Origin of the sequence: Neobacillus rhizophilus, assembly GCF_018343535.1 — a bacterium.
GTDB classification, from domain to species: Bacteria; Bacillota; Bacilli; order Bacillales; family Cytobacillaceae; genus Neobacillus; species Neobacillus rhizophilus.
This window is the reverse complement of the sequence record NZ_JAGYPF010000001.1, coordinates 1,230,822-1,254,858: the sequence shown is the minus strand read 5'-3', so window position 1 is coordinate 1,254,858 and position 24,037 is coordinate 1,230,822. Positions and strand designations below refer to the sequence as shown.

30 protein-coding genes are annotated in these 24,037 nt (G+C 39.8%); 24 read left to right on the top strand and 6 right to left on the bottom strand.

Annotated features, from left to right (window positions below):
- Positions 1 to 95 precede the first annotated feature (95 nt).
- The 6 genes from coxB to KHA99_RS05825 all read left to right on the top strand — a co-directional run bounded on the left by coxB (position 96) and on the right by KHA99_RS05825 (position 5,638).
- On the top strand, positions 96 to 1,154 hold the full coding sequence (gene coxB / locus KHA99_RS05850; protein ID WP_213116457.1) for a cytochrome c oxidase subunit II: 1,059 nt from the start codon (positions 96 to 98) through the stop codon (positions 1,152 to 1,154).
- Positions 1,155 to 1,185: 31 nt separating this feature from the next.
- A complete protein-coding gene (ctaD, locus tag KHA99_RS05845) occupies positions 1,186 to 3,060 on the top strand; it encodes a cytochrome c oxidase subunit I (RefSeq protein WP_213116456.1) in 1,875 nt (624 codons plus the stop codon).
- Entirely contained in the window at positions 3,060 to 3,686 is a 627-nt protein-coding gene (locus KHA99_RS05840; protein WP_213116455.1) for a cytochrome (ubi)quinol oxidase subunit III, read from the top strand. Before ctaD ends, KHA99_RS05840 begins: the two co-directional genes overlap by 1 nt.
- Positions 3,687 to 3,690: 4 nt before the next feature.
- A complete protein-coding gene (gene ctaF, locus KHA99_RS05835) occupies positions 3,691 to 4,026 on the top strand; it encodes a cytochrome c oxidase subunit IVB (RefSeq protein WP_213116454.1) in 336 nt (111 codons plus the stop codon).
- A gap of 144 nt (positions 4,027 to 4,170) precedes the next feature.
- Positions 4,171 to 5,076: a cytochrome c oxidase assembly factor CtaG gene (ctaG, locus tag KHA99_RS05830; protein ID WP_213116453.1), complete on the top strand. Its 906-nt coding sequence runs from the start codon at positions 4,171 to 4,173 to the stop codon at positions 5,074 to 5,076.
- Positions 5,077 to 5,173: 97 nt separating this feature from the next.
- Complete coding sequence (locus tag KHA99_RS05825) at positions 5,174 to 5,638, top strand: DUF420 domain-containing protein (protein WP_213116452.1); 465 nt, start codon at positions 5,174 to 5,176, stop codon at positions 5,636 to 5,638.
- 45 nt (positions 5,639 to 5,683) lie between these two features.
- On the opposite strand, the gene KHA99_RS05820 is transcribed toward KHA99_RS05825, so the two are convergent.
- Positions 5,684 to 6,043 carry a YugN family protein gene (locus tag KHA99_RS05820; protein ID WP_213116451.1) on the bottom strand — a complete coding sequence of 120 codons (360 nt, stop codon included), beginning with the start codon at positions 6,041 to 6,043 and terminating at the stop codon, positions 5,684 to 5,686.
- A 179-nt stretch (positions 6,044 to 6,222) separates the two neighbouring features.
- Here KHA99_RS05820 and KHA99_RS05815 point away from each other — a divergent pair, with 179 nt between their 5' ends.
- The 3 genes from KHA99_RS05815 (at position 6,223) to ltrA (ending at position 9,783) form a co-directional block, all read left to right on the top strand.
- Positions 6,223 to 6,657 carry a CBS domain-containing protein gene (locus KHA99_RS05815; RefSeq protein ID WP_213116450.1) on the top strand — a complete coding sequence of 145 codons (435 nt, stop codon included), beginning with the start codon at positions 6,223 to 6,225 and terminating at the stop codon, positions 6,655 to 6,657.
- A 200-nt stretch (positions 6,658 to 6,857) separates the two neighbouring features.
- A complete protein-coding gene (locus KHA99_RS05810) occupies positions 6,858 to 7,904 on the top strand; it encodes a CAP domain-containing protein (RefSeq protein WP_307851988.1) in 1,047 nt (348 codons plus the stop codon).
- Between the two features lie 577 nt (positions 7,905 to 8,481).
- Positions 8,482 to 9,783 carry a group II intron reverse transcriptase/maturase gene (gene ltrA / locus KHA99_RS05805; RefSeq protein WP_213116059.1) on the top strand — a complete coding sequence of 434 codons (1,302 nt, stop codon included), beginning with the start codon at positions 8,482 to 8,484 and terminating at the stop codon, positions 9,781 to 9,783.
- Between the two features lie 138 nt (positions 9,784 to 9,921).
- Here the strand turns inward: ltrA and KHA99_RS05800 are convergent, their stop codons facing one another.
- A complete protein-coding gene (locus KHA99_RS05800; RefSeq protein ID WP_249366433.1) occupies positions 9,922 to 10,296 on the bottom strand; it encodes a hypothetical protein in 375 nt (124 codons plus the stop codon).
- Between the two features lie 11 nt (positions 10,297 to 10,307).
- A complete protein-coding gene (locus tag KHA99_RS05795; protein WP_213116449.1) occupies positions 10,308 to 10,790 on the bottom strand; it encodes a PaaI family thioesterase in 483 nt (160 codons plus the stop codon).
- A 257-nt stretch (positions 10,791 to 11,047) separates the two neighbouring features.
- Between KHA99_RS05795 and KHA99_RS05790 the strand changes: the two genes are divergently transcribed.
- The 7 genes from KHA99_RS05790 (at position 11,048) to coaD (ending at position 14,464) form a co-directional block, all read left to right on the top strand.
- Positions 11,048 to 11,455 (top strand): YlbD family protein, encoded by a 408-nt coding sequence (locus KHA99_RS05790; protein WP_213116448.1) that lies wholly within the window; start codon positions 11,048 to 11,050, stop codon positions 11,453 to 11,455.
- Positions 11,456 to 11,471: 16 nt separating this feature from the next.
- Positions 11,472 to 11,711 (top strand): YlbE-like family protein, encoded by a 240-nt coding sequence (locus KHA99_RS05785; protein WP_213116447.1) that lies wholly within the window; start codon positions 11,472 to 11,474, stop codon positions 11,709 to 11,711.
- 94 nt (positions 11,712 to 11,805) lie between these two features.
- The gene (locus KHA99_RS05780; RefSeq protein ID WP_213116446.1) at positions 11,806 to 12,168 is read left to right on the top strand and encodes a hypothetical protein; all 363 of its coding nucleotides are present in this window, start codon (positions 11,806 to 11,808) and stop codon (positions 12,166 to 12,168) included.
- 63 nt (positions 12,169 to 12,231) lie between these two features.
- Positions 12,232 to 12,669, top strand: a complete 438-nt coding sequence (locus KHA99_RS05775) for a YlbF/YmcA family competence regulator (RefSeq protein ID WP_213116445.1) — start codon at positions 12,232 to 12,234, stop codon at positions 12,667 to 12,669.
- Positions 12,670 to 12,768: 99 nt separating this feature from the next.
- Positions 12,769 to 13,044, top strand: coding sequence for a YlbG family protein (locus tag KHA99_RS05770; RefSeq protein ID WP_213116444.1), 276 nt, complete (start codon positions 12,769 to 12,771; stop codon positions 13,042 to 13,044).
- A 367-nt stretch (positions 13,045 to 13,411) separates the two neighbouring features.
- Complete coding sequence (gene rsmD, locus KHA99_RS05765; RefSeq protein ID WP_213116443.1) at positions 13,412 to 13,972, top strand: 16S rRNA (guanine(966)-N(2))-methyltransferase RsmD; 561 nt, start codon at positions 13,412 to 13,414, stop codon at positions 13,970 to 13,972.
- Positions 13,973 to 13,984: 12 nt separating this feature from the next.
- Positions 13,985 to 14,464: a pantetheine-phosphate adenylyltransferase gene (gene coaD / locus KHA99_RS05760; RefSeq protein ID WP_213116442.1), complete on the top strand. Its 480-nt coding sequence runs from the start codon at positions 13,985 to 13,987 to the stop codon at positions 14,462 to 14,464.
- A gap of 15 nt (positions 14,465 to 14,479) precedes the next feature.
- Here coaD and spoVV read toward each other — a convergent pair whose 3' ends face one another.
- Positions 14,480 to 15,700, bottom strand: coding sequence for a dipicolinic acid transporter SpoVV (gene spoVV / locus KHA99_RS05755; protein WP_213116918.1), 1,221 nt, complete (start codon positions 15,698 to 15,700; stop codon positions 14,480 to 14,482).
- 334 nt (positions 15,701 to 16,034) lie between these two features.
- On the opposite strand from spoVV, the gene KHA99_RS05750 reads away from it, so the two are divergent.
- Both KHA99_RS05750 and KHA99_RS05745 read left to right on the top strand, forming a co-directional pair.
- On the top strand, positions 16,035 to 16,814 hold the full coding sequence (locus tag KHA99_RS05750; RefSeq protein ID WP_213116441.1) for a patatin-like phospholipase family protein: 780 nt from the start codon (positions 16,035 to 16,037) through the stop codon (positions 16,812 to 16,814).
- Positions 16,815 to 16,821: 7 nt separating this feature from the next.
- Complete coding sequence (locus KHA99_RS05745) at positions 16,822 to 17,844, top strand: SepM family pheromone-processing serine protease (protein WP_284037526.1); 1,023 nt, start codon at positions 16,822 to 16,824, stop codon at positions 17,842 to 17,844.
- 23 nt (positions 17,845 to 17,867) lie between these two features.
- Here KHA99_RS05745 and KHA99_RS05740 read toward each other — a convergent pair whose 3' ends face one another.
- Positions 17,868 to 19,082, bottom strand: coding sequence for a nucleotidyltransferase (locus KHA99_RS05740; protein ID WP_213116440.1), 1,215 nt, complete (start codon positions 19,080 to 19,082; stop codon positions 17,868 to 17,870).
- A 225-nt stretch (positions 19,083 to 19,307) separates the two neighbouring features.
- Between KHA99_RS05740 and KHA99_RS05735 the strand changes: the two genes are divergently transcribed.
- The 4 genes from KHA99_RS05735 (at position 19,308) to KHA99_RS05720 (ending at position 21,618) form a co-directional block, all read left to right on the top strand.
- Positions 19,308 to 19,832 carry a YceD family protein gene (locus KHA99_RS05735; protein ID WP_213116439.1) on the top strand — a complete coding sequence of 175 codons (525 nt, stop codon included), beginning with the start codon at positions 19,308 to 19,310 and terminating at the stop codon, positions 19,830 to 19,832.
- A 56-nt stretch (positions 19,833 to 19,888) separates the two neighbouring features.
- Complete coding sequence (rpmF, locus tag KHA99_RS05730) at positions 19,889 to 20,062, top strand: 50S ribosomal protein L32 (protein ID WP_213116438.1); 174 nt, start codon at positions 19,889 to 19,891, stop codon at positions 20,060 to 20,062.
- 95 nt (positions 20,063 to 20,157) lie between these two features.
- The gene (locus tag KHA99_RS05725; RefSeq protein WP_213116437.1) at positions 20,158 to 20,919 is read left to right on the top strand and encodes an enoyl-CoA hydratase/isomerase family protein; all 762 of its coding nucleotides are present in this window, start codon (positions 20,158 to 20,160) and stop codon (positions 20,917 to 20,919) included.
- 81 nt (positions 20,920 to 21,000) lie between these two features.
- Entirely contained in the window at positions 21,001 to 21,618 is a 618-nt protein-coding gene (locus KHA99_RS05720; protein WP_213116436.1) for an RsfA family transcriptional regulator, read from the top strand.
- Between the two features lie 151 nt (positions 21,619 to 21,769).
- Here the strand turns inward: KHA99_RS05720 and KHA99_RS05715 are convergent, their stop codons facing one another.
- Positions 21,770 to 22,237, bottom strand: a complete 468-nt coding sequence (locus KHA99_RS05715; RefSeq protein ID WP_213116435.1) for an N-acetyltransferase — start codon at positions 22,235 to 22,237, stop codon at positions 21,770 to 21,772.
- A gap of 233 nt (positions 22,238 to 22,470) precedes the next feature.
- Between KHA99_RS05715 and KHA99_RS05710 the strand changes: the two genes are divergently transcribed.
- Both KHA99_RS05710 and KHA99_RS05705 read left to right on the top strand, forming a co-directional pair.
- Complete coding sequence (locus KHA99_RS05710; protein ID WP_213116434.1) at positions 22,471 to 23,808, top strand: acetyl-CoA carboxylase biotin carboxylase subunit; 1,338 nt, start codon at positions 22,471 to 22,473, stop codon at positions 23,806 to 23,808.
- Between the two features lie 14 nt (positions 23,809 to 23,822).
- The gene (locus KHA99_RS05705) at positions 23,823 to 24,035 is read left to right on the top strand and encodes a biotin/lipoyl-containing protein (protein ID WP_213116433.1); all 213 of its coding nucleotides are present in this window, start codon (positions 23,823 to 23,825) and stop codon (positions 24,033 to 24,035) included.
- Positions 24,036 to 24,037: the final 2 nt, after the last annotated feature.

Genomic DNA, 24,037 nt, shown 5'->3' with positions numbered 1-24,037 from the left:
CCTGAAGTAATTTCTTTCGGGAAAGGGGTCGTACATACTTCTTTGATCAATCAAAAAAATAATAAACTAAGAGTGAAAGAGGGGTTTGATTAAGCATGAAAAGGCTTGCAAATTGGCGTTTATTCTCGCTGTTTGCGATAGTAGCGCTTGTACTTTCCGGTTGTGGTAAACCATATTTATCCACATTAACTCCAGCCGGTGAAGTTGCTGACATCCAGTACGATTTGATGGGGCTAAGTACGATAATTATGGTTGGCGTTATTATTGTAGTTATGTTAGTTTTTGTTATCGTCTTTTTCCGTTTTAGAAGGAAGGATGACAGGATACCTAAACAGGTGGAAGGAAGTCATAAATTAGAAATTATTTGGACCGTTATTCCGATTCTTTTGCTTTTGGTTCTAGCTGTTCCAACTGTTTCCGCAACATTTAAGCTTGCGGATGTTAAAACAATGGATGACAAAAACTCTAAAGCAGTTGTAGTTAATGTTCGTTCCCATTTATATTGGTGGGATTTCGAATATCCTAAACAAAAGATTGTAACCAGCCAAGAACTAGTAGTACCAACTGATGAAAAAGTATATTTCAGTTTGAAATCCATGGACGTTAAACACTCCTTCTGGATTCCGGCTGTAGGCGGAAAACTTGATACGAATACAGACAATATTAATAAATTTTGGTTAGAGTTTGATGCAGAAAAATCTAATGAAGCAGGAAATCTTTTCTATGGAAAATGTGCTGAACTTTGCGGACCATCCCATGCTTTAATGGACTTTAAAGTAAAAGCAATGAGCAAAGACGATTTCAATGCTTGGGTGAAAGATATGCAGAGCGTCAAAGCGCCTGAAAAAGCCCAAACTGCTTTAGCACAGCAAGGCCAGGATATTTTCAATAAAAGCTGTATTGGCTGTCATGCTGTAACACCTGAAAACAAAATGCCGGAAACAGCCCGTATCGCGCCGAACCTTTCAAACTTTGGCGAAAGATCACGTGTTGCTGGTATTTTGGACCATAATAAGGAAGAAGTAAAAAATTGGATTCGTAATCCAGAAACCTATAAGCCAGGCAACACTATGACTGGTAAGTATCCGCAAATGACGGAAGATCAGCTAAATGCTTTAGCAGAATATCTGATGGGCTTAAAGGTTCAGGACTAATAGGGGATTTGGTTGAAAGGGAGGTAAAAACGTGAGTACCTATGCTCAAAAAAAGGGATTCGGTGCAACTTTATGGGACTTTTTAACAACAGTTGACCATAAAAAAATCGCCATCCTATATCTGATTGCAGGTGGATTTTTCTTCTTAATTGGCGGTATTGAAGCTGTCTTTATCCGTATCCAGCTTGCAGTTCCTAACAATGATTTTGTAAGCGCCGGTGCATTTAATGAAATCATTACAATGCACGGAACAACAATGATTTTCTTAGCTGCCATGCCGCTTGTGTTCGCGTTCATGAATGCCGTTATGCCACTCCAGATAGGAGCTCGTGACGTAGCTTTTCCTTATGTGAACGCATTAGGGTTTTGGTTGTTCTTCTTTGGTGGTATTTTTCTAAACCTTTCATGGTTCTTAGGAGGAGCGCCAGATGCTGGTTGGACTTCTTATGCATCTCTCGCTATACACTCCAAAGGACATGGTGTTGATTTCTATGTTCTAGGTTTACAGATTTCTGGTTTAGGTACGTTGATTGGTGGTATTAACTTCCTTGTAACGATCATTAACATGCGTGCGCCTGGAATGACCTATATGCGGATGCCGTTGTTTACTTGGACAACATTTGTAACGTCAGCACTTATTCTTTTTGCATTCCCTCCATTAACAGTGGGATTAGTATTAATGATGTTTGACCGTTTATTTGGAGCTAATTTCTTTGAAGTTGCACAAGGTGGTAATACCGTAATTTGGGAACACTTATTCTGGATTTTTGGTCACCCGGAAGTATATATCTTGATCTTGCCAGCTTTCGGTATTTTCTCGGAAATCTTTGCAATGTTCTCAAGAAAACGTTTATTTGGTTATTCGTCTATGGTGTTTGCAACAGTCCTAATCGGTTTCTTAGGATTCATGGTTTGGGCGCACCATATGTTTACAACAGGACTTGGTCCGGTAGCAAATGCTATCTTCGCTGTAGCTACGATGGCAATTGGGGTGCCGACAGGTATTAAGATTTTTAACTGGCTGTTCACCATGTGGGGCGGAAGTGTTAAATTTACAACTCCAATGCACTATGCGTTTGCTTTTATACCTACATTTGTTATGGGTGGAGTAACAGGGATAATGCTTGCTTCTGCTGCTGCTGACTATCAATACCATGACACATATTTCGTTGTTGCCCACTTCCACTATGTTATTGTTGGTGGGGTAGTCTTAGCGCTTTTAGCTGGTACACATCTGTATTGGCCAAAAATGTTTGGAACAATGTTAAATGAAACAATGGGTAAGATTACGTTCTGGACTTTCTTTATCGGATTCCATATGACATTCTTTATCCAGCACTTCCTTGGTCTATGGGGTATGCCTCGCCGCGTATTTACCTATCTGCCAGGTCAGGGCTTTGAAACCTCAAACATGATCAGTTCCATAGGAGCTGCCTTCATGTCTGTCGGTGTTATTGTCCTATTAATCAACATTATTGTGACATCTGTTAAAAATGTTAGAGTTGGAAATGACCCTTGGGGTGACGGACGTACATTAGAGTGGTCTATTCCATCTCCACCGCCGTTCTATAACTTTAAGCAGCTTCCACTTGTTCGCGGTTTGGATGCTTATTGGATAGAAAAAATGGAAGGAAAGAAAGAAATGACTCCTGCTGAGCCGCTTGGTGATATTCATATGCCAAACTCTTCTTTCTTGCCATTTACAACATCGCTTGGTCTTTTCATCGCCGCTTTTGGTGCTATGTACCATGTAGATGATAAGGGATGGGCATTGCCAGTCTTGTTTATTGGTCTGCTCGTAACATTTGGTTCCATGTTATTACGGTCTGTTAAAGACGACCATGGTTTCCATATTCATAAAGAAGAATTAATGAACGAAGATGATAATAAGGGGGTTAAGGCATAATGCACGCTGAAGAAAAATTAACTTATGAAACTTGGCCTGCAGAGCCGGAGAAATCAACCCTTGAAGCGAAAAATAAATTTTTAGGTTTTTGGTTATTCTTAGGGGGAGAGACTGTGCTTTTCGCCTCTCTCTTCGCCACTTACCTTTCATTAAAGGATAAGGTGCCAAATACTTCTCAGCCGCTGGCCAAGGATTTATTTGAACTTCCGTTGACATTCGTGGCAACGATGCTGTTATTGACAAGCTCTTTAACAAGTGTTTACGCAATTTACCACATGAAAAATTTTGCTTTCAAAAAAATGATGGTGTGGTTAGGGCTTACTGCTTTATTAGGATTCGGGTTCTTAGGACTAGAAGTTTATGAGTTTAACCATTATGTCCATTTAGGCCATAAATTTACCAGCAGCGCCTTTGGATCTGCCTTCTATACCTTGGTTGGCTTCCACGGAGCACACGTTGCTTTTGGATTAGCTTGGTGCTTATCGTTAATGTTCCGTAATGCAAAACGTGGCTTAAACTTGTACAATGCGCCAAAATTCTATGTATTTAGTTTATATTGGCACTTTATTGACGTTGTATGGGTATTCATCTTTACTGTTGTATATTTAATGGGAATGGTGGGATAAACTGATGGCAAATCAACAATTAAATTCAGGGAACCCAAGAGTTGACCTTGAATATCGCCGCCGTAAAAGTGCGGAAGAGATGAGATATCAAGTCATTTCATTTGCTTTGATGATTTTCTTAACATTGGTTGCTTTTGCTGCTGTAGCTGCTAAAGGATTTACAGCGTGGTTTACAATACCATTTATCGTTCTTTTGGCTGCGGTGCAAGTAGTCTTCCAATTGTTTTATTTTATGCATATGAGTCATAAAGGCCATGAGGCCCCAACATTATTCCTTTTTTCAGGATTATTTGTTGGCTTGGTTATGATTTGGGCATTTTCGACCATTATCTGGTGGTAGGAGTTAAAAGGAAAATCGGCTTTTAAGCCGATTTTCTTTTTTAGTAATTGGAAAACATATGCAGCATCATTTCTTTGCCTATCCCAAAGGCCAAGGGTATAATAAAGTTGATGATTCTTTAATTAATTTTGAGGTGATATTGCAGTGCTTACCTTGGATATATTTGGTTTTCAAGCGCTATGGAGCCCGTACTTTTTATTGATTATGATTGTTTTGACAGGAGGATTTTTTCTTCTAACCACAAGATTTAGACACCGTTTCCAGGACAGTTTGCGCTTAACAAAGCAGCAAGGGGCTTTATTTCTTACCTCAATGATTCTTTTGTATGCTATTAAAGGATCTCCATTGGACTTAATGGCCCATTTAATGTTTTATATTCATATGATACAGATGGCTGCACTTGTCTTAATTGTTCCGCCTTTATTCATTTTGGGTGTACCTGCATGGCTGTGGAGAGCGGTTTTGCGCATCGAAGTATTTAAGTCTCTCTTTAAGTTTTTCACTAGACCACTTATGGCTCTATTAATCTTTAACGGGTTATTTTCGTTTTACCATGTTCCAATAATTTTTGATCATGTCATGCAAAATATATGGCTGCATGCAGGCTATTCGATTCTATTGTTTGTAGTTGCCATTTTTATGTGGTGGCCATTAATTAATCAGCTTCCTGAGCATCAAACCCTAAGTGGTCTAAAAAAGGTTGGTTATATTTTTGCTGATGGGATTCTCTTAACACCTGCCTGCGCTTTGATTATCTTTGCTGAAACACCTATTTATGCCACCTATTCTGATCCGCATGTATGGGGCAAAGTGATGAGCCTGTGTGTGGGTACTGCCAATTTTGAAAGTTTAAATTTGAGCGGTCCAGAGCTGTTTAGTTCGATGTCCTTAATCCATGACCAACAGCTTGGCGGCGTATTGATGAAGATTATGCAGGAAATCATTTATGGGGTAATCCTTTTCCGCGTCTTTTTTGAATGGTATCGTAAGGACCAAGCAGAAACAGAGCGCGATTTAAATCAAAAATTAAATCCATCGCTCATTAAATAGAGGCTGTCCGAACGACAACCTCTTTTTCTTTTGGTTGAAGTTTAGGAAGGTTTACTCTACTATAAGAGGAGAATATACAAAAAGAGAGGATTTATGCATGGATTCGATACCAATTTTACCCACGATTAGTACCACTTTTATTGTTTTAAGCGGGATTACAGTTGCCATCGGTTGGTGGCAGATTAAGCAAAGAAAATTGGAAGCTCACAAACGGACTATGTTTTTTGCAGCTATTTTTGCTCTTATTTTCTTTATTATTTATGCATCTAGAACTATTTTCATTGGGAACACATCGTTTGGAGGACCAGATAATATCAAAATATACTATACTGTATTTTTGATTTTTCATATTACCTTGGCCACGGTAGGAGCAGTTTTGGGGATATTGTCTCTTAATTCAGGTTATAAAAATAAACTCTCTTTCCATCGCCGCCTTGGCCCCATTACCAGCATCGTCTGGTTTTTTACAGCCGCTACCGGAGTAGTTGTCTACCTGCTTTTATATGTATTTTACCGAGGCGGGGAAACGACTTCCATGATAAAAGCGATTTTAGGTTTATAAGATCAAAAAAGCCGCATGATTAACATTCATGCGGCTTTTTCAGCATTATACAGCAAATTTGCTGATTTCGTTTTTGATATCTTCGATAATTTTTTTACATTGATTCACAAGTGATGCAGGGAAGGTTTCGCCTTCACCGTATTCAACACCGTGCGGGTAATAATGTTTTCCTAACAAAGGAGTCATCAATTGTATTACAGCTTTGAAGGTATCTACATCTCCTTCAACCGAATAGCCTTGAATCCGAAGGTAAAATACTCCCTCTCTTAGTTCAAACTTTTTGTCGTATGTAACGCGTTCATAATCCCATTGTCCTGCGCGCACTAAACCATGCTGTTGCATTACGTCATCAAGCCGGTTTATGTCTGCTTTTAACTCCTCAATTCCAGTGTTTTCGAATTTCATAAATAAATCCCTCCTAGAAACGCTTGCCTGTATTCATTATTTGGTAATAAAGCAAGATTAATTCAATTTAATAATAGATGAAATTTCTGTAACTTGCAACGAAATCATATAACGAATAAATCCATTATGGCTGGATATTCTAATTTACGAAAAGAGCTATAATTTTTGGAGGCGATTTTATGGAAAAAATCCGTGATATTATGACTGATGATGTAGACTGCTGTACTCTATTAGATAATATCTATGAAGTAGCTGTAAAAATGAAAGAATTAAATGTCGGGGCTATTCCTATTGTCGATAAAGAAAAAATTGTTGGAATGATTACTGATCGTGATATTGTCATTAGAGGCGTGGCAGAAAAGCATCCTGGCTCATCCAAAGTGGAGGAAATCATGAGCAATGACCTGATTACTATTTCTCCAGAGGCTTCTACTAGAGAGGCGGCAAAATTGATGGCACAACATCAAATTCGTCGTTTGCCTGTTGTAGAGGATGAGAAGTTGATTGGTATTGTATCACTTGGCGATTTTGCAATCCGTGAACTAACGGATGATCAAGCGAAGCAGGCCTTGACACAAATTTCCGAACAAAATTATAATAGTGCGCAGCATTAAAATAGTAATTTATTATAGGACAAATATTTCTAAACAGGCGCCCCGGTGCCTGTTTTCTTTTTTAATTAAGCATTTTCAGACATTTTAGGAAAACGGGTATTACTTAAAAAGATATAAATGCTATAATTATTCTAACAGTACATACAATGGTAGAAATAGTAATAGAGAGGGTGTAGCCTCTGAAGACGCTTTTAAGAATTTTGGTACTTTCTGCGGTAATCGTCACAATTGGCTTTTATGTTGGCATAAATGAAAAAAATCAGGATAAGGTTTTAATAAAGAAAGACAGCACATCAGAAATGGAACAAACTTATCAGCAAAATTCTAATTCACAATCAAACAATAAATTGAAAAAACCTGAAGAAGGTTTGTCTTTATTGATAGGCAAAAATGCTGCGGACATTGTCAAAGAACTAGGGGAACCACAGCGAATTGATGAGACTCCATATGGCTATCAATGGTATATTTATAACTTGGACTTTAAACGTTATGTTCAAGTTGGGATTGAAAATAGTCAGGTAGCAACGATTTTCGTCCTTGGTGAAAATTTGAATATATCGCCTTTTGAGATCGGGCAGCCGGTGGAAGAAATATTTAATACTCAATTTTTCGAAACGAATATCAATATCGATTTGAATGGGAATAACTATCGGTTTGAATTAAATGACACAGATTTAAACCTTCGACCAATCATTCAGCTGGGGGATGTTTTTTTTCAGCTTTATATTGATAAATTCACTGGTACTCTTTCAAGCGTACGCATTTTAAATGCAGAGACGTTTATCAAGCAGCGCCCATATGAGCTCGTGTACCGCGGTGAATTAATCGATCAGCCTCTGCCTGACGAAGAAATGTGGGAAAAGATCGAAACAGGGGCAGAACAAGAAATTTTTGATATTTCAAATGTGTTAAGGCAAAGGTACAAATTGGATCCATTAAAATGGGACGACAGTACGGCTGAAGTAGCATTTGGCCATAGTAAGGATATGGCATTGAATAATGATTTTTCACATACATCTAAAAAATTTGGCAGTCTTGCCGATCGATTAAATAAAGCTGAGGTTGCCTATAAAACGGCTGGTGAGAATATCGCCGCGAATTATACGGACGGGCCTGCTGCGGTTGAAGGGTGGCTGAACAGCAAGGGCCACAGGGATTCGTTATTAAATAAGGAATTCACCCATCTTGGTGTTGGTGTATATCAAAAATATTATACGCAAAACTTTATCCAAAAAACAGAACAATAAAAAGGAGAAAAAGCAGTATATCCTGCATTTTTCTCCTTTTTTATTGCGTGCCCAGCAAGCCGTTAATTGCTAATTGGTGAAAGTCCAATCTGAGTAAGTACCAAGACGCTCAGTAGCTGACAGGCAACTGGTGAAGAAACTCTAAGGTTGAAGCCCTGTGACAAAGTAACTCTCTAGCAGAGTGCGAGCAAACTAACAGGTTGTAACATTAAGTGAATCCTGCCGTCTCGTCAAAGGAACCCACCGTCGGTGGCTAAAGAGAAGTCGAGCCTTGAGTATATGGGCGAAGACCATGGAAGGTGTGAAGAACTTGGGAAAGCAGCACCAAGGAATCTCTCGGGGTAAGGGGAGCGACATGTTAGGAAAGTAATTAACGGAACTGGGGATACCCTCCTCGTCACTTTCATACGAAAGTAAAGCAGAAACCTATAAGTGTAAACGAAGTGGTGAATGGATGAGAGGGAGTCGGAGGGGGTCATAGTACCAATGATGACAATGACAACATAACATTGTCTAGGGAAGGACGGCAAAAGCCAATACCCTACTTCGTTCATATGTTGGAAGGAGGTAAGAGTCAGTGAATGCCAAGAAAATGGCTAACTACACCAATAAAGTAAAAGCTCAAGAACTCTGGAAGACGTTATATCTTTGTGCCAAGGAAAACACTAGCCGTAGATTTCATGCTTTATATGACAAAATTTATCGTCCTGATATCCTATGGGAAGCCTGGCAACGTGTGAAACGAAAGAAAGGCAGTGGGGGCGTAGATGGACAATCGATTGTAAATATCGTCGAGGAATACGGAGAGAAGAAGTTCTTGAACGAACTCTACCTAGAGTTGAAAGAGAACAGATATCATCCCAATCCAGTCCTAAGAACCTACATACCAAAGGATGACGGGAAGAAACGTCCATTAGGAATCCCAACCATTAAAGATAGAGTTGCACAAATGGCTACTAAGATGGTTATTGAACCTATTTTTGAGGCTGACTTTCATGATTGCTCATTTGGTTTTCGTCCTAAACGTAATGCTCATCAAGCCATGGCAAAGATACGAAAAGCGAGTAAGAAATGTTTTTGGGTAGTAGACGTCGATATCCAAGGATATTTTGATAACATCAACCAAGATAAATTGATGAAATTGGTCGAACAACGTATCAGTGACCGCAGAGTTCTAAAGCTAATTCGTAAGTGGCTGAAGGCGGGCATCATGGAAGAAGGTAAGATTAGAAATCCGATTTCTGGAACACCGCAAGGTGGTGTTATCTCCCCGCTGTTAGCGAATATCTATTTAAACACAATGGATAAAATTTGGGAGAAGCGATTTAATCATTTAGGTGAACTGGTCAGGTATGCGGATGACTTCGTCATCATGTGCAACACTAAACAACATGCACTTAAAAGCATTAAAGTTATTCAAGCAATAATGGGAAAACTGGACCTTTCAATTAATCGAGATAAATCAAGATTGGTTCATCTTTGGGATGATATAGAGGGTTTTGACTTCTTAGGATTTCATAATAGGAAGTTTCCAATCCGTCGGAAAGGCGGTTACACATTATTTGTGATGTCACACATCCCGAAAAAGAACGCAATGAAGAAAATGCGTGCAAAAATTAAGGCATACACTGAGCCAAGGGCAAAATTGTACATGGATATTCATGACTTGGTGATCGGATTAAACAAGAAACTACAAGGTTTCAAAAATTACTATCTCATATCACTTAATGCAAAGAAATGGCTTAATCGGATTGATTGGTATGTGTTAGAACGCCTAACATTATTCTATAACAAGAAAAGAAATAGTCGTATGAAACATGGGAATTTAATAGACGTACGAAAAGAAATTGGTCATTTATTAGTGAAATTGGCTAGTTAGTCTCCGTAAAGCCAAAGAAAGAAGAACGTCGGAAAGCCGTATGAGGGAAAACTTCACGTACGGTTTGATAAGGAGGAACTGAAAGTAAAAGAGATAGCCGAAAGGCTATCCCTCTGAAATCAGTTTCTTACTCTACCATTATTTGACATTTGAAGTTTTCGATTCAAATCGGTTAAATAAAAACGTATTTCCTTCCCAGCTCCCATATAGACGAATGAAATGGCCTGGTGTAAATAAGCATTTTTCCATGTTTTTCGTAACAGGAGTCATTCTTTTGGCAGTGATTATTTTAGCATCAGTTTGAAGTTTAATTGTCTGAACCAAAAGATAACGGTGATAATAATAACGTTCCTTGCTTTCGTCGATGCTTTTAATTTCACCTGTTAATATCGCTTCTTCCCTTACATTCCCTGCAGCAAGCCATTTTTCATCGTGCTCTTTCATCTCTTTTTTAGTCAGCAGGTAGAAATAAAAACAAATAATCGGGATAAGAATGGCAGTAACCATTATCATTAAACCCCTTCTTATTTATTTATGATAAAAAATGTGCCAGTGGCATAGGCTATTTTTTTGCCGTCATTTCGGTAGGCAGTGCCTGAGACGACGATTGTTTTCGTGCCATGATGAATGATGTCAGCCTTGCAGCTTAATGTGTCCCCAATTCCAGGAGCAATATAGTGGATATTAAGCTGATTGGTTACAGCCCCCAAACCTTCTGGCAAAACATAGTTTGCTAATGAACCCATTGCCGTATCCAAAACTGTGGCTGTTATTCCGCCATGAACAATGTCTAAATTATTATGAATGATTGGATTAATGGGGATGGTAATTTCACACGTGTTTTTGTCCATTTTTCTGTCCATATGGAGAAGATGGCCAATATAAGTATCACTGTTCATATCAATCTTTTGTTGAACTCCCCGTAATAGGGAAGCGAGACTTTCCAAGTCTGATTCCGAGCCATTCTCGATACAATCTTCTAAAAGCTGCCGTAACTCTTGTTTCATTTTTTTACCTCTTTCTTTTTGGCTAATAGGAAAGTATAAATTTTCACAAATTTATACTTCCTAACGCATAAATTCAACTATGCCTCATGAACCGTCCTATCGGCCTCGCCAATCGGCGAGTTTTCATTTGCGTTTCTTTGACCATCTTACCACTTGTGTGCCTAATAATAAATGTTTTGAACCTAATTCGCCGTTTCACATTTCTTATGATTTATCATACTTTATTATTGGAATGAATAGGGGCAGAGGTGAGGATAATGACGCAAAAGAAATTGCACCCATCCGTTGAAAAATTTAAAGAATTTGTTAGAAACAATCCAAAAATTATTAAGGAGGTCCGCAAGGGAAACGCCACCTGGCAGGAATTATACGAGGACTGGTACTTATTAGGCGAAGAAGACCAGCGTTGGGAGAAAATTGGTTCAGATGGTGAAGCTGCGGAGGTAAAAGATGAGAAAGAAGCCAAAGGGGACTTAATGTCCAATGTGATGGGGATTTTCAAAAAAATGGATCCCAATCAAATGCAGTCCCATCTACAGAATATCAGCCAGGCGATTGGCGCCATCCAAGGCCTAGTTTCCCAATTTCAAGGCGGTAATGCACCTAATAATCCTGTAAAACCTCCTGAAGGGCCAAAACATCCATTTTCATTTAGACAAGACTAATTAAAGGGTGGGGGATATGCGCAAGGAAATTTTAGAATATGTAGAAGGACAAAAGGATTTAAAACGGTTTATTCGGGAGCAGCCACTTTGGTATCGGAAACTGTCAAGAAATCCTTATGATATTCAATCATTAGAAATTGCAGCATTACATCATTACAAAAAAACCATTCCCGATCAAGTGGAGAAATTCACAAATGGAGTGCAAATGGCTTCAATGATGTACTCCATGTTCCAAGCCATGAAAAACCAAAATTAACAAAGGGCACCCAAATTTGGATGTGGCCTTTTTTTGTTTGGATTAAAAAATATTGAGAAGGCGAACAATACAAACATGAGAAGGAGTGATATTGGTGAAAAAACATATCCTCATTGGTTTTATTTTGTGCTGGGTTTTAGGAGCCTCAATGCTTCACGAGGCAAAGGCAATCTCAAACGAAATACCTGAGCTGATTGTTCAACACGAAACAAAAGGAAATCAAGTGCTGGTAGAATGCATTTTAACGGGAATTAGTTTTAGGGAGACAGAGGATTCAAAACAAAAAACGGGTAAAATTGTCATTTGGGTAGACGGACAGAAAAAATCCGAAGCCTCCTCGGCAGTATTCATTATCAAGGATCTTTCTCCAGGGAACCACAAGGTAAAGCTGGATGTGGTTGATTTAAAATATAATTCCTACGGTTTGAAAAAGGAGTTTGTAATAAATATCCCCTAATTAAATGGATTTTTTCGCTTTCAGGAGGTTTTCGTGATAAAATGTCAGTGGAGGTGAGCGTACATGCTTGCTACATCAGAAAGAGTTGAATTACTGGACTACGCTGAACAGCTGGCAAAAATGGTTCTCGAATCTGACATTGTTGAACATTATCGGATTTGTTTATATAAAATGCAAAGCAGCCGTGAAACGCAGCAAAAGATACAGCGTTTTGCGAAGCTTAAAGACCTTTATGAAGAGGTGCAAAGGTTTGGTAAGTACCATCCTGATTATAAAAATGTGATGACTCAAATTCGTCAATATAAACGGGAAATGGACTTGGACGCAAACGTAGCCGAATTTAAATTGGCGGAAAATGATTTGCAAAGCCTTTTGGATGAAATCAGTCTCCATGTTGGTCGATCCGTCTCCGAGCATATAAAAGTCCCGACCGGCAACCCGTTTTTTGATAACGGTCATTCAAGCGGCTGCGGTGGCGGAGGAAGCTGTGGCTGCAGTTAAAAAAATGAGCATGTGGGATAAAGGGGTAAGGATTGAAATAAAACCTTTTCATGTGCTAGACTTATTTAAAAAGAAGCCTGCAATGAAGGGGAAAAAATTATGTTTGTTCAAAGACAAGGATTAGTTGTTTGGCTGTATTCATTAAAACAGGCCAAAATGCTCAGACGTTTTGGAAATGTCCATTATGTGTCAAAAAAGCTAAAATATGTTGTGGTGTACTGTAACCAAGACGATGCAGAGGAAATTATAGAAAAGCTCCAATCCTTTTCGTTCGTGAAAAAAGTAGAGCCTTCATACAAGCCCTTTTTAAAAATGGAATACGAAAATTCAGCACCTGACAAGGCAAAAGAATATGACTATAAAATGGGGATATAAAAAGGTGAGAATCATCTCATCTTTTTTTTGCCCTAAAAAGAAAAAAACCCTGCAAAAATTTTGCAGGGTCCTTCTAAATCCTGATATAGGACAGAAGGCAAAGGGAGAGGAGAAACCGGAGGAAGAACTTATGGGGAAACGTAAGTCTTCTCCGCGGTTGGCAACAACATCCTCGAATTGATGTTGTTACTTACATTATTTCCACAACCCAAAACCTTATACGTCGAAATTTAAAATTTCCTTTTTTCGCAAATTTTTTATAAAATGTAAGAAAAGAAAAAACTAATGTGACAAATTTGTTTATATTTTGCAGCCTATGGTAGGATGTAAAAAAACGTAATTTTGGATAAAATGTGGTGGTGAACACGTGAGAGTAGTTTCTGGCATCTGTAAAGGCCGTCCTCTTAAAGCTGTCCCTGGTAATACAACAAGACCTACAACAGATAAGGTGAAGGGAGCCCTATTTAATATGATTGGCCCTTATTTTGACGGGGGTACCGGGCTTGACCTCTTTGCTGGGAGCGGAGGATTAGGTTTGGAAGCACTGAGCAGAGGCTTGGATAAAGTGATATTTATCGACAGGGACGCCAAAGCAATTCAGACAATCCAAGACAATATCAGCGCATGCAGGTTTGAAGACAAAACTGAGGTATACAGGAATGATGCAGACAGGGCACTTAAGGCTTTAATTAAACGAGAAATTATGTTTGACTATATTTTCTTGGACCCGCCGTACAAGCTTCAAGAGCTGATCAGGTTAATGGAAAAAATGGATAAAGAGAATGTGGTTAAGGACCAAGGAATTATTGTCTGTGAACATAGTTTTGATGTCGATTTACCTTCCTCTGTCGGGCGGTTCTCGCAGATAAAACATGAGAAATATGGGATTATTGCTATAACAATATATTTAAAATCTAATGGGGAATAAGGGGGAGTCAAGTTGGCAAGTATAGCCGTTTGTCCGGGGAGTTTTGATCCAATTACATATGGCCATTTAGATATCATCCGCAGAGGGGCTAAGGTTTTCGATAAGGTTTATGTTGTGGTATTAAATAATGTCTCAAAAAATCCACTCTTTACTGTTGAGGAAAGGCTTGACCTGATAAAGGAAGTTACAAAGGACATCCCTAACGTGGCTGTCGATCAATTTTCCGGGCTGCTTGTCGATTATGCCAAGAGTGTGAACGCAAATGCAATCCTTCGGGGCCTTAGGGCTGTTTCCGATTTTGAATATGAAATGCAGATTACCTCGATGAATAGGTTTTTAAACGATCATGTGGAAACCTTTTTTATGATGACCAATAATCAATATTCCTTTTTGAGCTCAAGCATCGTGAAAGAAGCAGCAAAGTACAAAGGGGATATTTCAGGGCTTGTTCCGCCTCCAGTCCAAAAAGAATTGCAAAAAAAATACAGATAAAAAAAGAGCTAATTTTTAGCTCTTTTTTATATTACTTTCTTTTAGCTTGATAAATAAGATTAGTATATATATTGATAGGGAGCAAATCGTGATGAGTGGGCCAGTTTCCAGCATTTTATGATAAAAATCCTTTGTCCATATTCCATCTCCAAATACTGGCAGGGCGCCTGCAGGCTGATTATGGCCTTGGAAGCGCACATAAATGGGATTCCATAAGAGGAGCGTTAAGAGCCCGGCAAAAATGCCTTGGAAGATTCGCGCAATAAAGAATGGCCGAAAGCGGATGTCAGTCTGGGCTAAGATACTGGCAACCTGCGCTTGGACACTAAAACCGCCAAAGGCTAAAATAAAGCTTGTTATGATTGCTTTCTGTAACAATAACGCCTCATCCACCCTGCTGGTCAGATCGCTCCCAAGTGTGATTTCAAACAATCCGGAGATAAACGGTATGCTTAACATTTCTGGAAAATTAAACACGGAAAAAATCATTTCCACGAATTTTGCCAGCGCAGCCGTGATATGTAGATGGTAAAGAAGTTTATTTATGACAGAGAACAGGATGATAAAACCGCCGACCATCAATAATGTTTGAATCGAAGAGGTAACAGCATCGCCAAGAAGCTTTCCAATCGGGCGGTTATCCTTTAGCCTTGTTTGGTGCAAAGCCGATAAGGCTGCTCGAATCTTAAGTTTTTTGGCGTTTTTCGCTTTATCAGGTGATTCCTTTCCATAAAACCGCATCATAATTCCAACACATACGTTGCCCAAATAGTGAGCAGCCGCTAAGAGTATCCCTAATTGGGTATTATGAAAAAATCCCACAGCTACTGCGCCAAAGATAAATAGGGGATTAGAGGAGTTGGTAAAGGAGACGAGTCTCTCGGCTTCAATCCGTGTTATGTGGCCTTCTTGCCGCATTCTTGCAGTAAATTTTGCGCCTGCTGGATTCCCTGATGCCATTCCCATGGCCCAGACGAATCCTCCTACACCAGGAACTTTGAAAAGCGGTCTCATAAAAGGTTCGAGAAGAACCCCAATGAACTTGACTACTCCAAATCCAATCAACATTTCTGATACAATAAAAAAAGGCAGGAGGGAAGGGAATACGATTTCCCACCACAAATTAAGGCCACGGATAGAGCCTTCAAATGATTCTTTTGGATAGAAAATAAGTGACGCCGCTAAAACGATGCCGGAGATGGCTAAAGCAAGCGTTTTGAGCTTTGACCGAAACATCGAAGAGTTCTCCTTCCTTGTGAAGCTGTCCAGCTTCAGGCGCCATCGGCTCGTGGTCACAAGCGGGTCCTCCAAAAGGTTAAAGAACTCCCTTTCGGCCGACTCGTCTTGTGCTTGGCTATAGAAAGCTTTCGCTTTCTGTACGCATTAAGGGCGACTAATCCCTGTCTTCTCTACGCTTGTCAGTGATAAGTCGCCCTATATCGCCGATAAACGGGCGCCTTCTGCTTTTCTTTCTACTTGTCCTCATATAAAATAAATATACTCATAGAATGTTGTTTTAGACCATAAGATTGAACGTGATTTATTAGATGTATAATAGGAGGGTTCTGCTATGGAGCACCCTAAGATTGGCTTGGCGCTCGGCTCTGGAGGAGCTCGCGGGTTTGCTCATTTGGGTGTTATAAAGGTGTTAAAGGATGCCGGTATTCCGATTGATTTAATTGCAGGCAGCAGCATGGGAGCCCTGGTCGCTTGTTTTTATGGAGCTGGGATTGATTTAGACCTTCTATATAAATATTCAACCGCTTTTAGGAGAAAGTATTTTCTTGATTTTACTGTCCCGAAAATGGGATTTATTACAGGCAAGAAAGTAAAGGAATTTATTCGTATCTTTACCCATGGGAAAAATATCGAAGACTTGTCAATACCACTTGGGATTGTGGCAACGGATTTATTAACCGGAGAAAAAGTTGTCTTTAAAGAGGGGCCGGTGGCAGAGGCTGTCAGGGCAAGCATTTCCATACCAGGAATTTTTGTGCCTGAGAAGTATAAGGGAAGAATCCTCGTGGATGGCGGAGTTGCTGACCGTGTTCCCATTTCTGTTGTGCAAGAGATGGGGGCGGATATTGTGATTGCCGTGGATGTCTCACGGGTTAAGCGAAACGCGGAAATTACCTCCATTTACGATGTCATCATGCAAAGTATTGATATTATGCAGACTGAGATTATCAATTTCCATGAAACATCTGCAAATGTGATGATTCGTCCCCCTGTCGAGGGCTATAGTTCGCGGGCATTTACTAACATTGAAGAAATCATTAAAATTGGCGAAGACGAGGCAAAAAAGTATCTTGAGCAAATTAAGAAGGAAATTGATAATTGGAAGGGGTGATGGCAGCTTGCGTAAAAAACTATCAATTGGCATTTTCTTTATCCTTGCAGTATTTCTGATAGGCGGAATGTATTATTCATTACCTTACTATGTTTCAAAACCAGGGATGGCAAAAGAACTTGCTCCAATCATTACAGTTGAAGGCGGTTATCAGGAAAAAGGAAATTTTATGCTGACAACTGTCCGGATGGGAAGGGCTAATATCTATTCCTATATAGAGGCCAAAATGAGAAAATATGAGGAAATCTATCCGCTCGATATGGTATTAAATGAACAGGAAACGGAAGAAGAATATAATGTCAGGCAGCTGCATTTGATGGCAGCATCAAAACTTAATGCGATTGAGGTGGCATACCATAAAGCAGGGCTGCCTGTACATTATAAATATAAGGGAATATATGTGATGCAGGTCCTGCCGGGAATGCCTGCAGAAGGGAAGCTCCAGGCAGGTGACCGCGTTTTTAAAATGGATGGACACACATTTCCCTCATCAAAAGATTTCATTGAATATTTAGGGAAAAAAAGTGCCGGAGATCATGTGAAATTAACCTATTCCAGAAATAACGAGGAAAAAAGTGTGAATCTTATTCTGCAGCCCTTTAAGGATCAGCCTGGGAAGGCAGGCATAGGCATTTCACTTGTGGACGATAAAGAAATCACCGTCGATCCCGAGGTTAAAGTCAGAACAGATGAAATCGGCGGGCCTTCTGCGGGTTTTATGTTTACCTTGGAGATATATAACCAGTTAACAAAGAATGACCTAACGAAAGGCTACCAAATTGCCGGAACGGGAACGATTGACCCAGATGGCACCGTTGGGCCGATTGGCGGTATCGAACAAAAAATTGTTGCCGCTGATAATGCCGGCGCAGAAATCTTTTTTGCACCGAACGAAAAGGGTGCTAAGGACTCCAATTATCGGGCAGCCTTAAAGGCAGCACGAGATATCAAAACAAAGATGAAAATTGTTCCGGTCGATACCTTTGACGATGCGGTAAAATATTTAGAAAAATTGCCTAAAAAGAAATAGGATGGTGCCAAAGAGGCGCCGTCCTATTTCTTTATAATGATTGGAGGCTGTTTGAATTCCTGTTCCATCAAAATTTTTTTTGCCGGGCCCGGGACCCCCATTGCATATACCCTAGCAGCCTTTAGGTCGAGGTTAACCTCTTCGTCCTTAAATGAAGACAATTTCGCAACCAGAGGCAAAGCAAATTCCTTTTTCATTTTATTTAGGTATTCTTGTCCTCTCTCTGACATCCCAAGGAGCCTTAAATAGCCCGCTCTTTTGCTTCCTTCCATGTCTATTTTTTTGCTATTGGTCAATATGTGAACACATAATCGCTGCAGCCTCGTCCATGTATAGCGTTTTGTTTTTATTCTTTCCATAAACTCCTGAAAGCTTCCTGCTTCGGTTGCTGCATGTTGTAACCTGTTCTCAAGTCCCTCTTCAGCCTCATATATTTCTTTTAACTCTTCTGGGGAGGAATGGAGGAGACGAAGCTGAAGAAACGGCCAATAATTTTCCCAGCGGTGGTAAAGACCATGTTGATTTAGATATTCATGTAATAATTGCCTAGTAGCCTCCGGCACATACTGATTAATTTCAGATGGGCGGTTTATATCTGAGAATAGTGCTTTCCTGATGCTGGTTGCACTGGCAATTGTTTCGGAGGCAAAATGTTCATCATGATAGTCGGCGATTTTGCGTGCTACAGTTAAGGGAGTAATCTGACTTCTTTGCTCATGGATCGCTTTTATGTAGTGAAAGCCTAGTATGTTGTTTGGCCTGGACAAATCTAAATAATTTTCCGAATTTGACAGCTGTTTGTATGACAATGCTAAAGCCTTCGGATAGCTGACACCTGAACCCATAAAATGCTTTATATTTTTTTCATGGGAATCCTGCTGACTTTCCAAAAAATGAATCGTTTGTTGAAAGGCTTCAATCTCCCCGCTTTCGCTGCCAAAACAAAGGTACTGACAGCCTGCAGCAGCAAGAATGGACACTGCCCCATTTGCAAAGGTTTCGGCATTTTGTGTGGCATAGCGGTAGGGAAGTTCAAAAACGATGTCCACGCCATTTAATATGGCCATTTTCGTTCTCTGCCATTTCGAAACAAGTGCAGGCTCCCCCCTTTGCAGAAAATTTCCGCTCATTACCGCAATAACCACATCTGCTTGGGCTGCCTCGCGGGATGCCTGCAAATGAAAGGCATGTCCATTATGAAATGGGTTGTATTCAACAATAACACCAACTGCTCTCATAACTCTCTCCTTGAAATTTAATTACTATCATTATAGCAATTTATTCCGTTTTCCAATCGAATAATATGATATGATGATACATATGTTTGCAAAAGGTATTTATGGATACACTATAATGGAAAAAATTTATTTATTTATGCAACATAAGGTGAAGTGTAAAGAAAAAATATTGACAAAAATTTTATCGAAAGCTATAATTACCTTTGTTGCCTTGGGGTGATTCAATTGAAATGGACATTAAATCAATTGCAAAAATATCGAAATAAGGAATTTTCGATTGACGATACCATTCGGGTTGACGAGCTTAAACTGGATGACCCAACTATTCGTGAAGTGTCTCCAATGCAAATTACCGGACGTGGAGATATAGATTCTTCAAAAGTTACCTTTCATTTAAAAATTGAGGGGTATCTGATTCTTCCATGTTCGCGAACCTTAGTGGATGTCAAATTTCCAATTAATGTCGAAACGACGGAAACCTTCCTCCTGCAAAATTCAGTTTACCAAACTGAAGAGGAGGCCCATCAGGTAAAAGGAGATATGATTGATTTAAAACCAATCATAAGAGAAATTCTGATACTTGAGGTTCCAATGCAAGTATTCTGCGATGATGTCCAATCTGAAGATGCAGCACCGCAATCCGGTAAGGATTGGGAGGTTATTCAGGAGGAGGAACAATCTAAAAAGATTGATCCACGCCTTGCAGGGCTTGCAAAGTTTTTTGACAAAAACAATTCTTCGGAAAGCTAATCGAAATGATCTGACTTCAAGCGCTCCTGCGCATTTTTTATAAGGAGGTGGGAAGAATGGCTGTACCTTTTAGAAGGACTTCTAAAACTGCGAAGAGAAAGCGTCGTACTCATTTTAAATTAAACGTTCCTGGTATGGTAGCATGCCCAAACTGTGGTGAAATGAAACTTGCTCACCGCGTATGCAAATCTTGCGGAACATACAAAGGAAAAGAAGTAGTAAACGACTAATTTCTACTTAGATAAAGCACAAGGAGCAAACGCCCTTGTGCTTTTGTCATTTCAAAACAAATACATACTTTTTTAATTGAGAGGGTGAGCAAAAAATGGCTTTTTCGATTGAAAGGCGGGACCCGGGATATTTATTATTTACCATCGAAAGAAGCGAAAAGCGAAACGCCATAAACTACGATGTTATGGAAGGGCTATCGCAAGCGTTAGAAAAAGCTAGTGAACCTGAAATAAAAGCTCTTGTCATTACGGGGAGTGGTGAGAGTGCGTTTTGCTCCGGCGGAGACTTATCCGTTTTTCATCTCCTGCACACCAAAGAGGATGCGTATCCAATGCTTTCAAAAATGTCCAATATTCTGTATTCCTTATTAACCTTGCCCATTCCTACTATTGCACTAATGAACGGTCCAGCGGTTGGCGGAGGCTGTGAGCTTGCAGTTGCCTGTGATTTCCGGCTCGCTAGAAAAGGCGTTAAAGCAGGGTTTGTTCAAGGAAAACAAGCCATTACGACCGGTTGGGGTGGAGGCTCTATTCTAGTCGAAAAGTTCCCATCCCCATTTGCCATGAAGCTTTTGATGGAAGCAGACCTCGAAACCGCAGAATATTTATTTAAAACCGGTTTTATTAATCACCTATTCGACGGAGACTCCCTTCAACAATGTGGAGATTACCTTGAGAAAATGCTGTCCAATGATTTAGAGGTTCTCAAATCCTATAAAAGAATATGGATTAACAAGTGGAAGCAGGCAGGCCTTCGTGAAAGAATAGAGGAAGAGGTTAAAAACTGTGCCATCCTTTGGGAAAGTGATGCCCATCATCAATATGTAAAAAATTTTATTAAGAAAAACACCAGATAAGATGAATTCACGGCTCCAGATTAAGTCTATCTTTTCTAGTAGATGCATATGTTTATAAAAACACTACTAGGAGGGGATTTGATGTCACCAACTCGACAAGATGCTTGGAGCCAAGATGAGGATTTACTGCTAGCTGAAGTTGTATTAAGGCATATTCGAGAAGGCGGGACACAGCTTCAAGCATTTGAGGAGGTAGGGAAACAGCTATCGCGGACACCTGCGGCCTGTGGATTCCGTTGGAACTCATATGTAAGAAAGCAATACAAGTCTGGAATAGAGCTTGCCAAGAAGCAGCGTAAAGAATTGAAAAAACATATTACTCCTGCTGAAGCTGATCCAGCCCCTGAAATAATCAAAAAGGAAGCTGTCTCGACCGAGCCGGGGGGTACTTTGACATTTCCGGCTGTCATTCAGTTTTTAGAGGGCATTTTTAAACAAGTGGAGAATTTTGCTGAGCTTGAAGAGGGAAGCAGGAAGTCTTCCGAAAAAATAAAAGAATTAGAGAAGAAAACTTATTATTTAGCAGCAGAGAATGAAAGACTCACGGAGAACCTAAAGGCCATCGAAGAGGACTACCGTTCATTACTGGAAATTATGGAAAGAGCTCGCAAAATGGTTGTCCTTCAGGATGAAGACCGACAATCTAAAGTTAGATTCCAGATGGATAAAAACGGCAACCTGGAAAGAGTAGAGAAATAGAAAAAAGCGGACATCCGGTCCGCTTTTTCGCTTAGCTAATAAGAAAGTATAAACTTTCTGTCGAAAGCATTATACTTTCTTAACGCATAAATTCAACTACGCCTCTGTCTTCGTCCTATCGGACTCGCCAATCGGCGAGTTTTCATTTATATTATTGTGCTTCCACACCTTCTGGATACCAGACAAGCGGATTTTCCCCGCGGTCTCGTTCCATATCGTAATCAACACTTGTAAAGCCCATTTTTTCCCAAAAGCCGCGAGATTGCATTCTTGCATTTGTCTTAATTGGAAGTCCAAAGCTTTTGGCGAAATCTACAAGTTGTCTACCAAAGTCTTTTCCCTGATAGTCTTGTAATACTTCCAGTTTCCATAATTCCAAATAACTTTGTGGCGGATAAAAATATCGATCGAATTTAGCTTCAATTTGGTATAAGCTCATCCGGGCAACAAGCTTATCTCCATAGTAAATACCATAAAACGGTGAATCGATATCATTGTCTATCATATTGGCTTCAAGATCTTCGAACATTGAAAGCTCTTGAAGACCATATTCTTTAAACTTTTTAAATTCTTCTAGAGTTTTGAAATTAACTTTTAATTTTTCCACTTTAGTCCCCATGTTCTTCCTCCTAGAAATTATATTCTGTAATCTTGTATATATTTTTTTTAACTGAATAACATGATATGAATAATTTTTTCATTATTCAAATGAATTACTATCATTATAATACAAAAAAACTAAAATTTCCTCATTGAATAATCGAAAGCGGTTTCAAAGGTGGCAGGAAATTCGAAGAATGATGTAGAAACTTAATAGTGAAAGTGACATTGGGTCAGGAAAGGGGAAGAAATGTGCAAAAAATTTTAATTGCCAATCGGGGAGAAATTGCCCTTCGTATTATTAGAACGTGCCAAGCGATGGGAATTGAGACAATTGCTGTTTATTCCGAAGCAGATAGGGAGATGCCTTATGTAAAGGCTGCGACGAGGGCGGTATGTATTGGGGAAGCGCAAGTTAACAAGTCTTATTTGCAGGCAGAGAAAATTTTAGAGGTAGCAAGAGCAGAAAAAGTGGATGCCATCCATCCAGGCTATGGCTTTTTATCGGAGAATGCAGCCTTTGCACAGCAAGCCAGAAACGAAGGCATGATCTTTATTGGACCGAAGCCCGAAACAATTGATTTAATGGGAGATAAAATTGTTTCCCGACAAACAATGGAAAAAGCGGGAGTTCCGGTCGTCCCAGGCAGCGGCACCGGTTTAAAAACGGTTGAAGCGGCCCTTGCCTTAGCAGAAAATATAGGCTATCCGATAATGCTGAAGGCGAGCGGCGGCGGCGGGGGAATCGGCATGGTGTTATGTGAAAATGAGCAAGCGCTCGCTAAGTCATACGCATCCACCAAGGCAAGGGCGCTTGCCTATTTTGGGTCGGATGAGGTATTTATCGAAAAATATATCGCGGATGCCAGACATATTGAGGTACAAGTTTTCGGTGATGAATTTGGCAATCTCATTCACTTATTTGAAAGGGACTGTTCCGTCCAAAGAAGGCACCAGAAGGTTATCGAGGAATCGCCATCGCCGTTTCTTTCCGATTCAGTCCGGCAGCAAATGTATGAAACGGCCGTTAAAGCGGCTCGTGCCGTCAATTATACAAATGCGGGAACGATTGAATTTATTGTTGATGAGAACGAGAATTTTTATTTTCTTGAAATGAATACGAGACTTCAAGTTGAACATCCAGTAACTGAATCTATTACAGGTCTTGATTTAGTAAAATGGCAGATTCTCGTTGCACGGGGAGAAAGGCTGCCGCTGCTGCAATCAGAAGTCCATTCTTCCGGCCATGCTGTAGAATTTCGTCTTTATGCGGAAGATCCTGTACGGTTTTTGCCTTCTCCTGGCAAAATCACCACCTTGAAGTGGGAAGAAAAAGAAGGTGTACGGATCGATTCGGGTTATGAAGAAGGTGGAACGGTCACCCCATTTTATGATCCGATGATAGCTAAATGCATTTTTTATGGTGCAGACCGACAAAAAGCATTGGAAGCGGCTGAGACTTTCTTCCAGGAAATTAAAATTGAGGGGATTAAAACAAATGCCCCATTATTCTTAAATATTCTTGCTAATAGAGATTTTCAAAATGGAAATTATACCACAAGCTTTTTAACAAAAACATTAGTGAACTAAGGAGTGTTTTAAAGATGAAAGAAATAACAGCATCAATGGCAGGAACCGTACTTAATATTTTCACAGCAGCAGGCGAATCCATCAACATGGGTCAAGAGGTATTAATGCTTGAATCCATGAAAATGGAAATTCCGATTGAAAGCAGTATCGAAGGTGTTGTCAAGGAAGTAAAGGTTAACATCGGAGACTTCGTAAATGAAGGCGATGTGCTGATTGTTCTAGTTTAGGA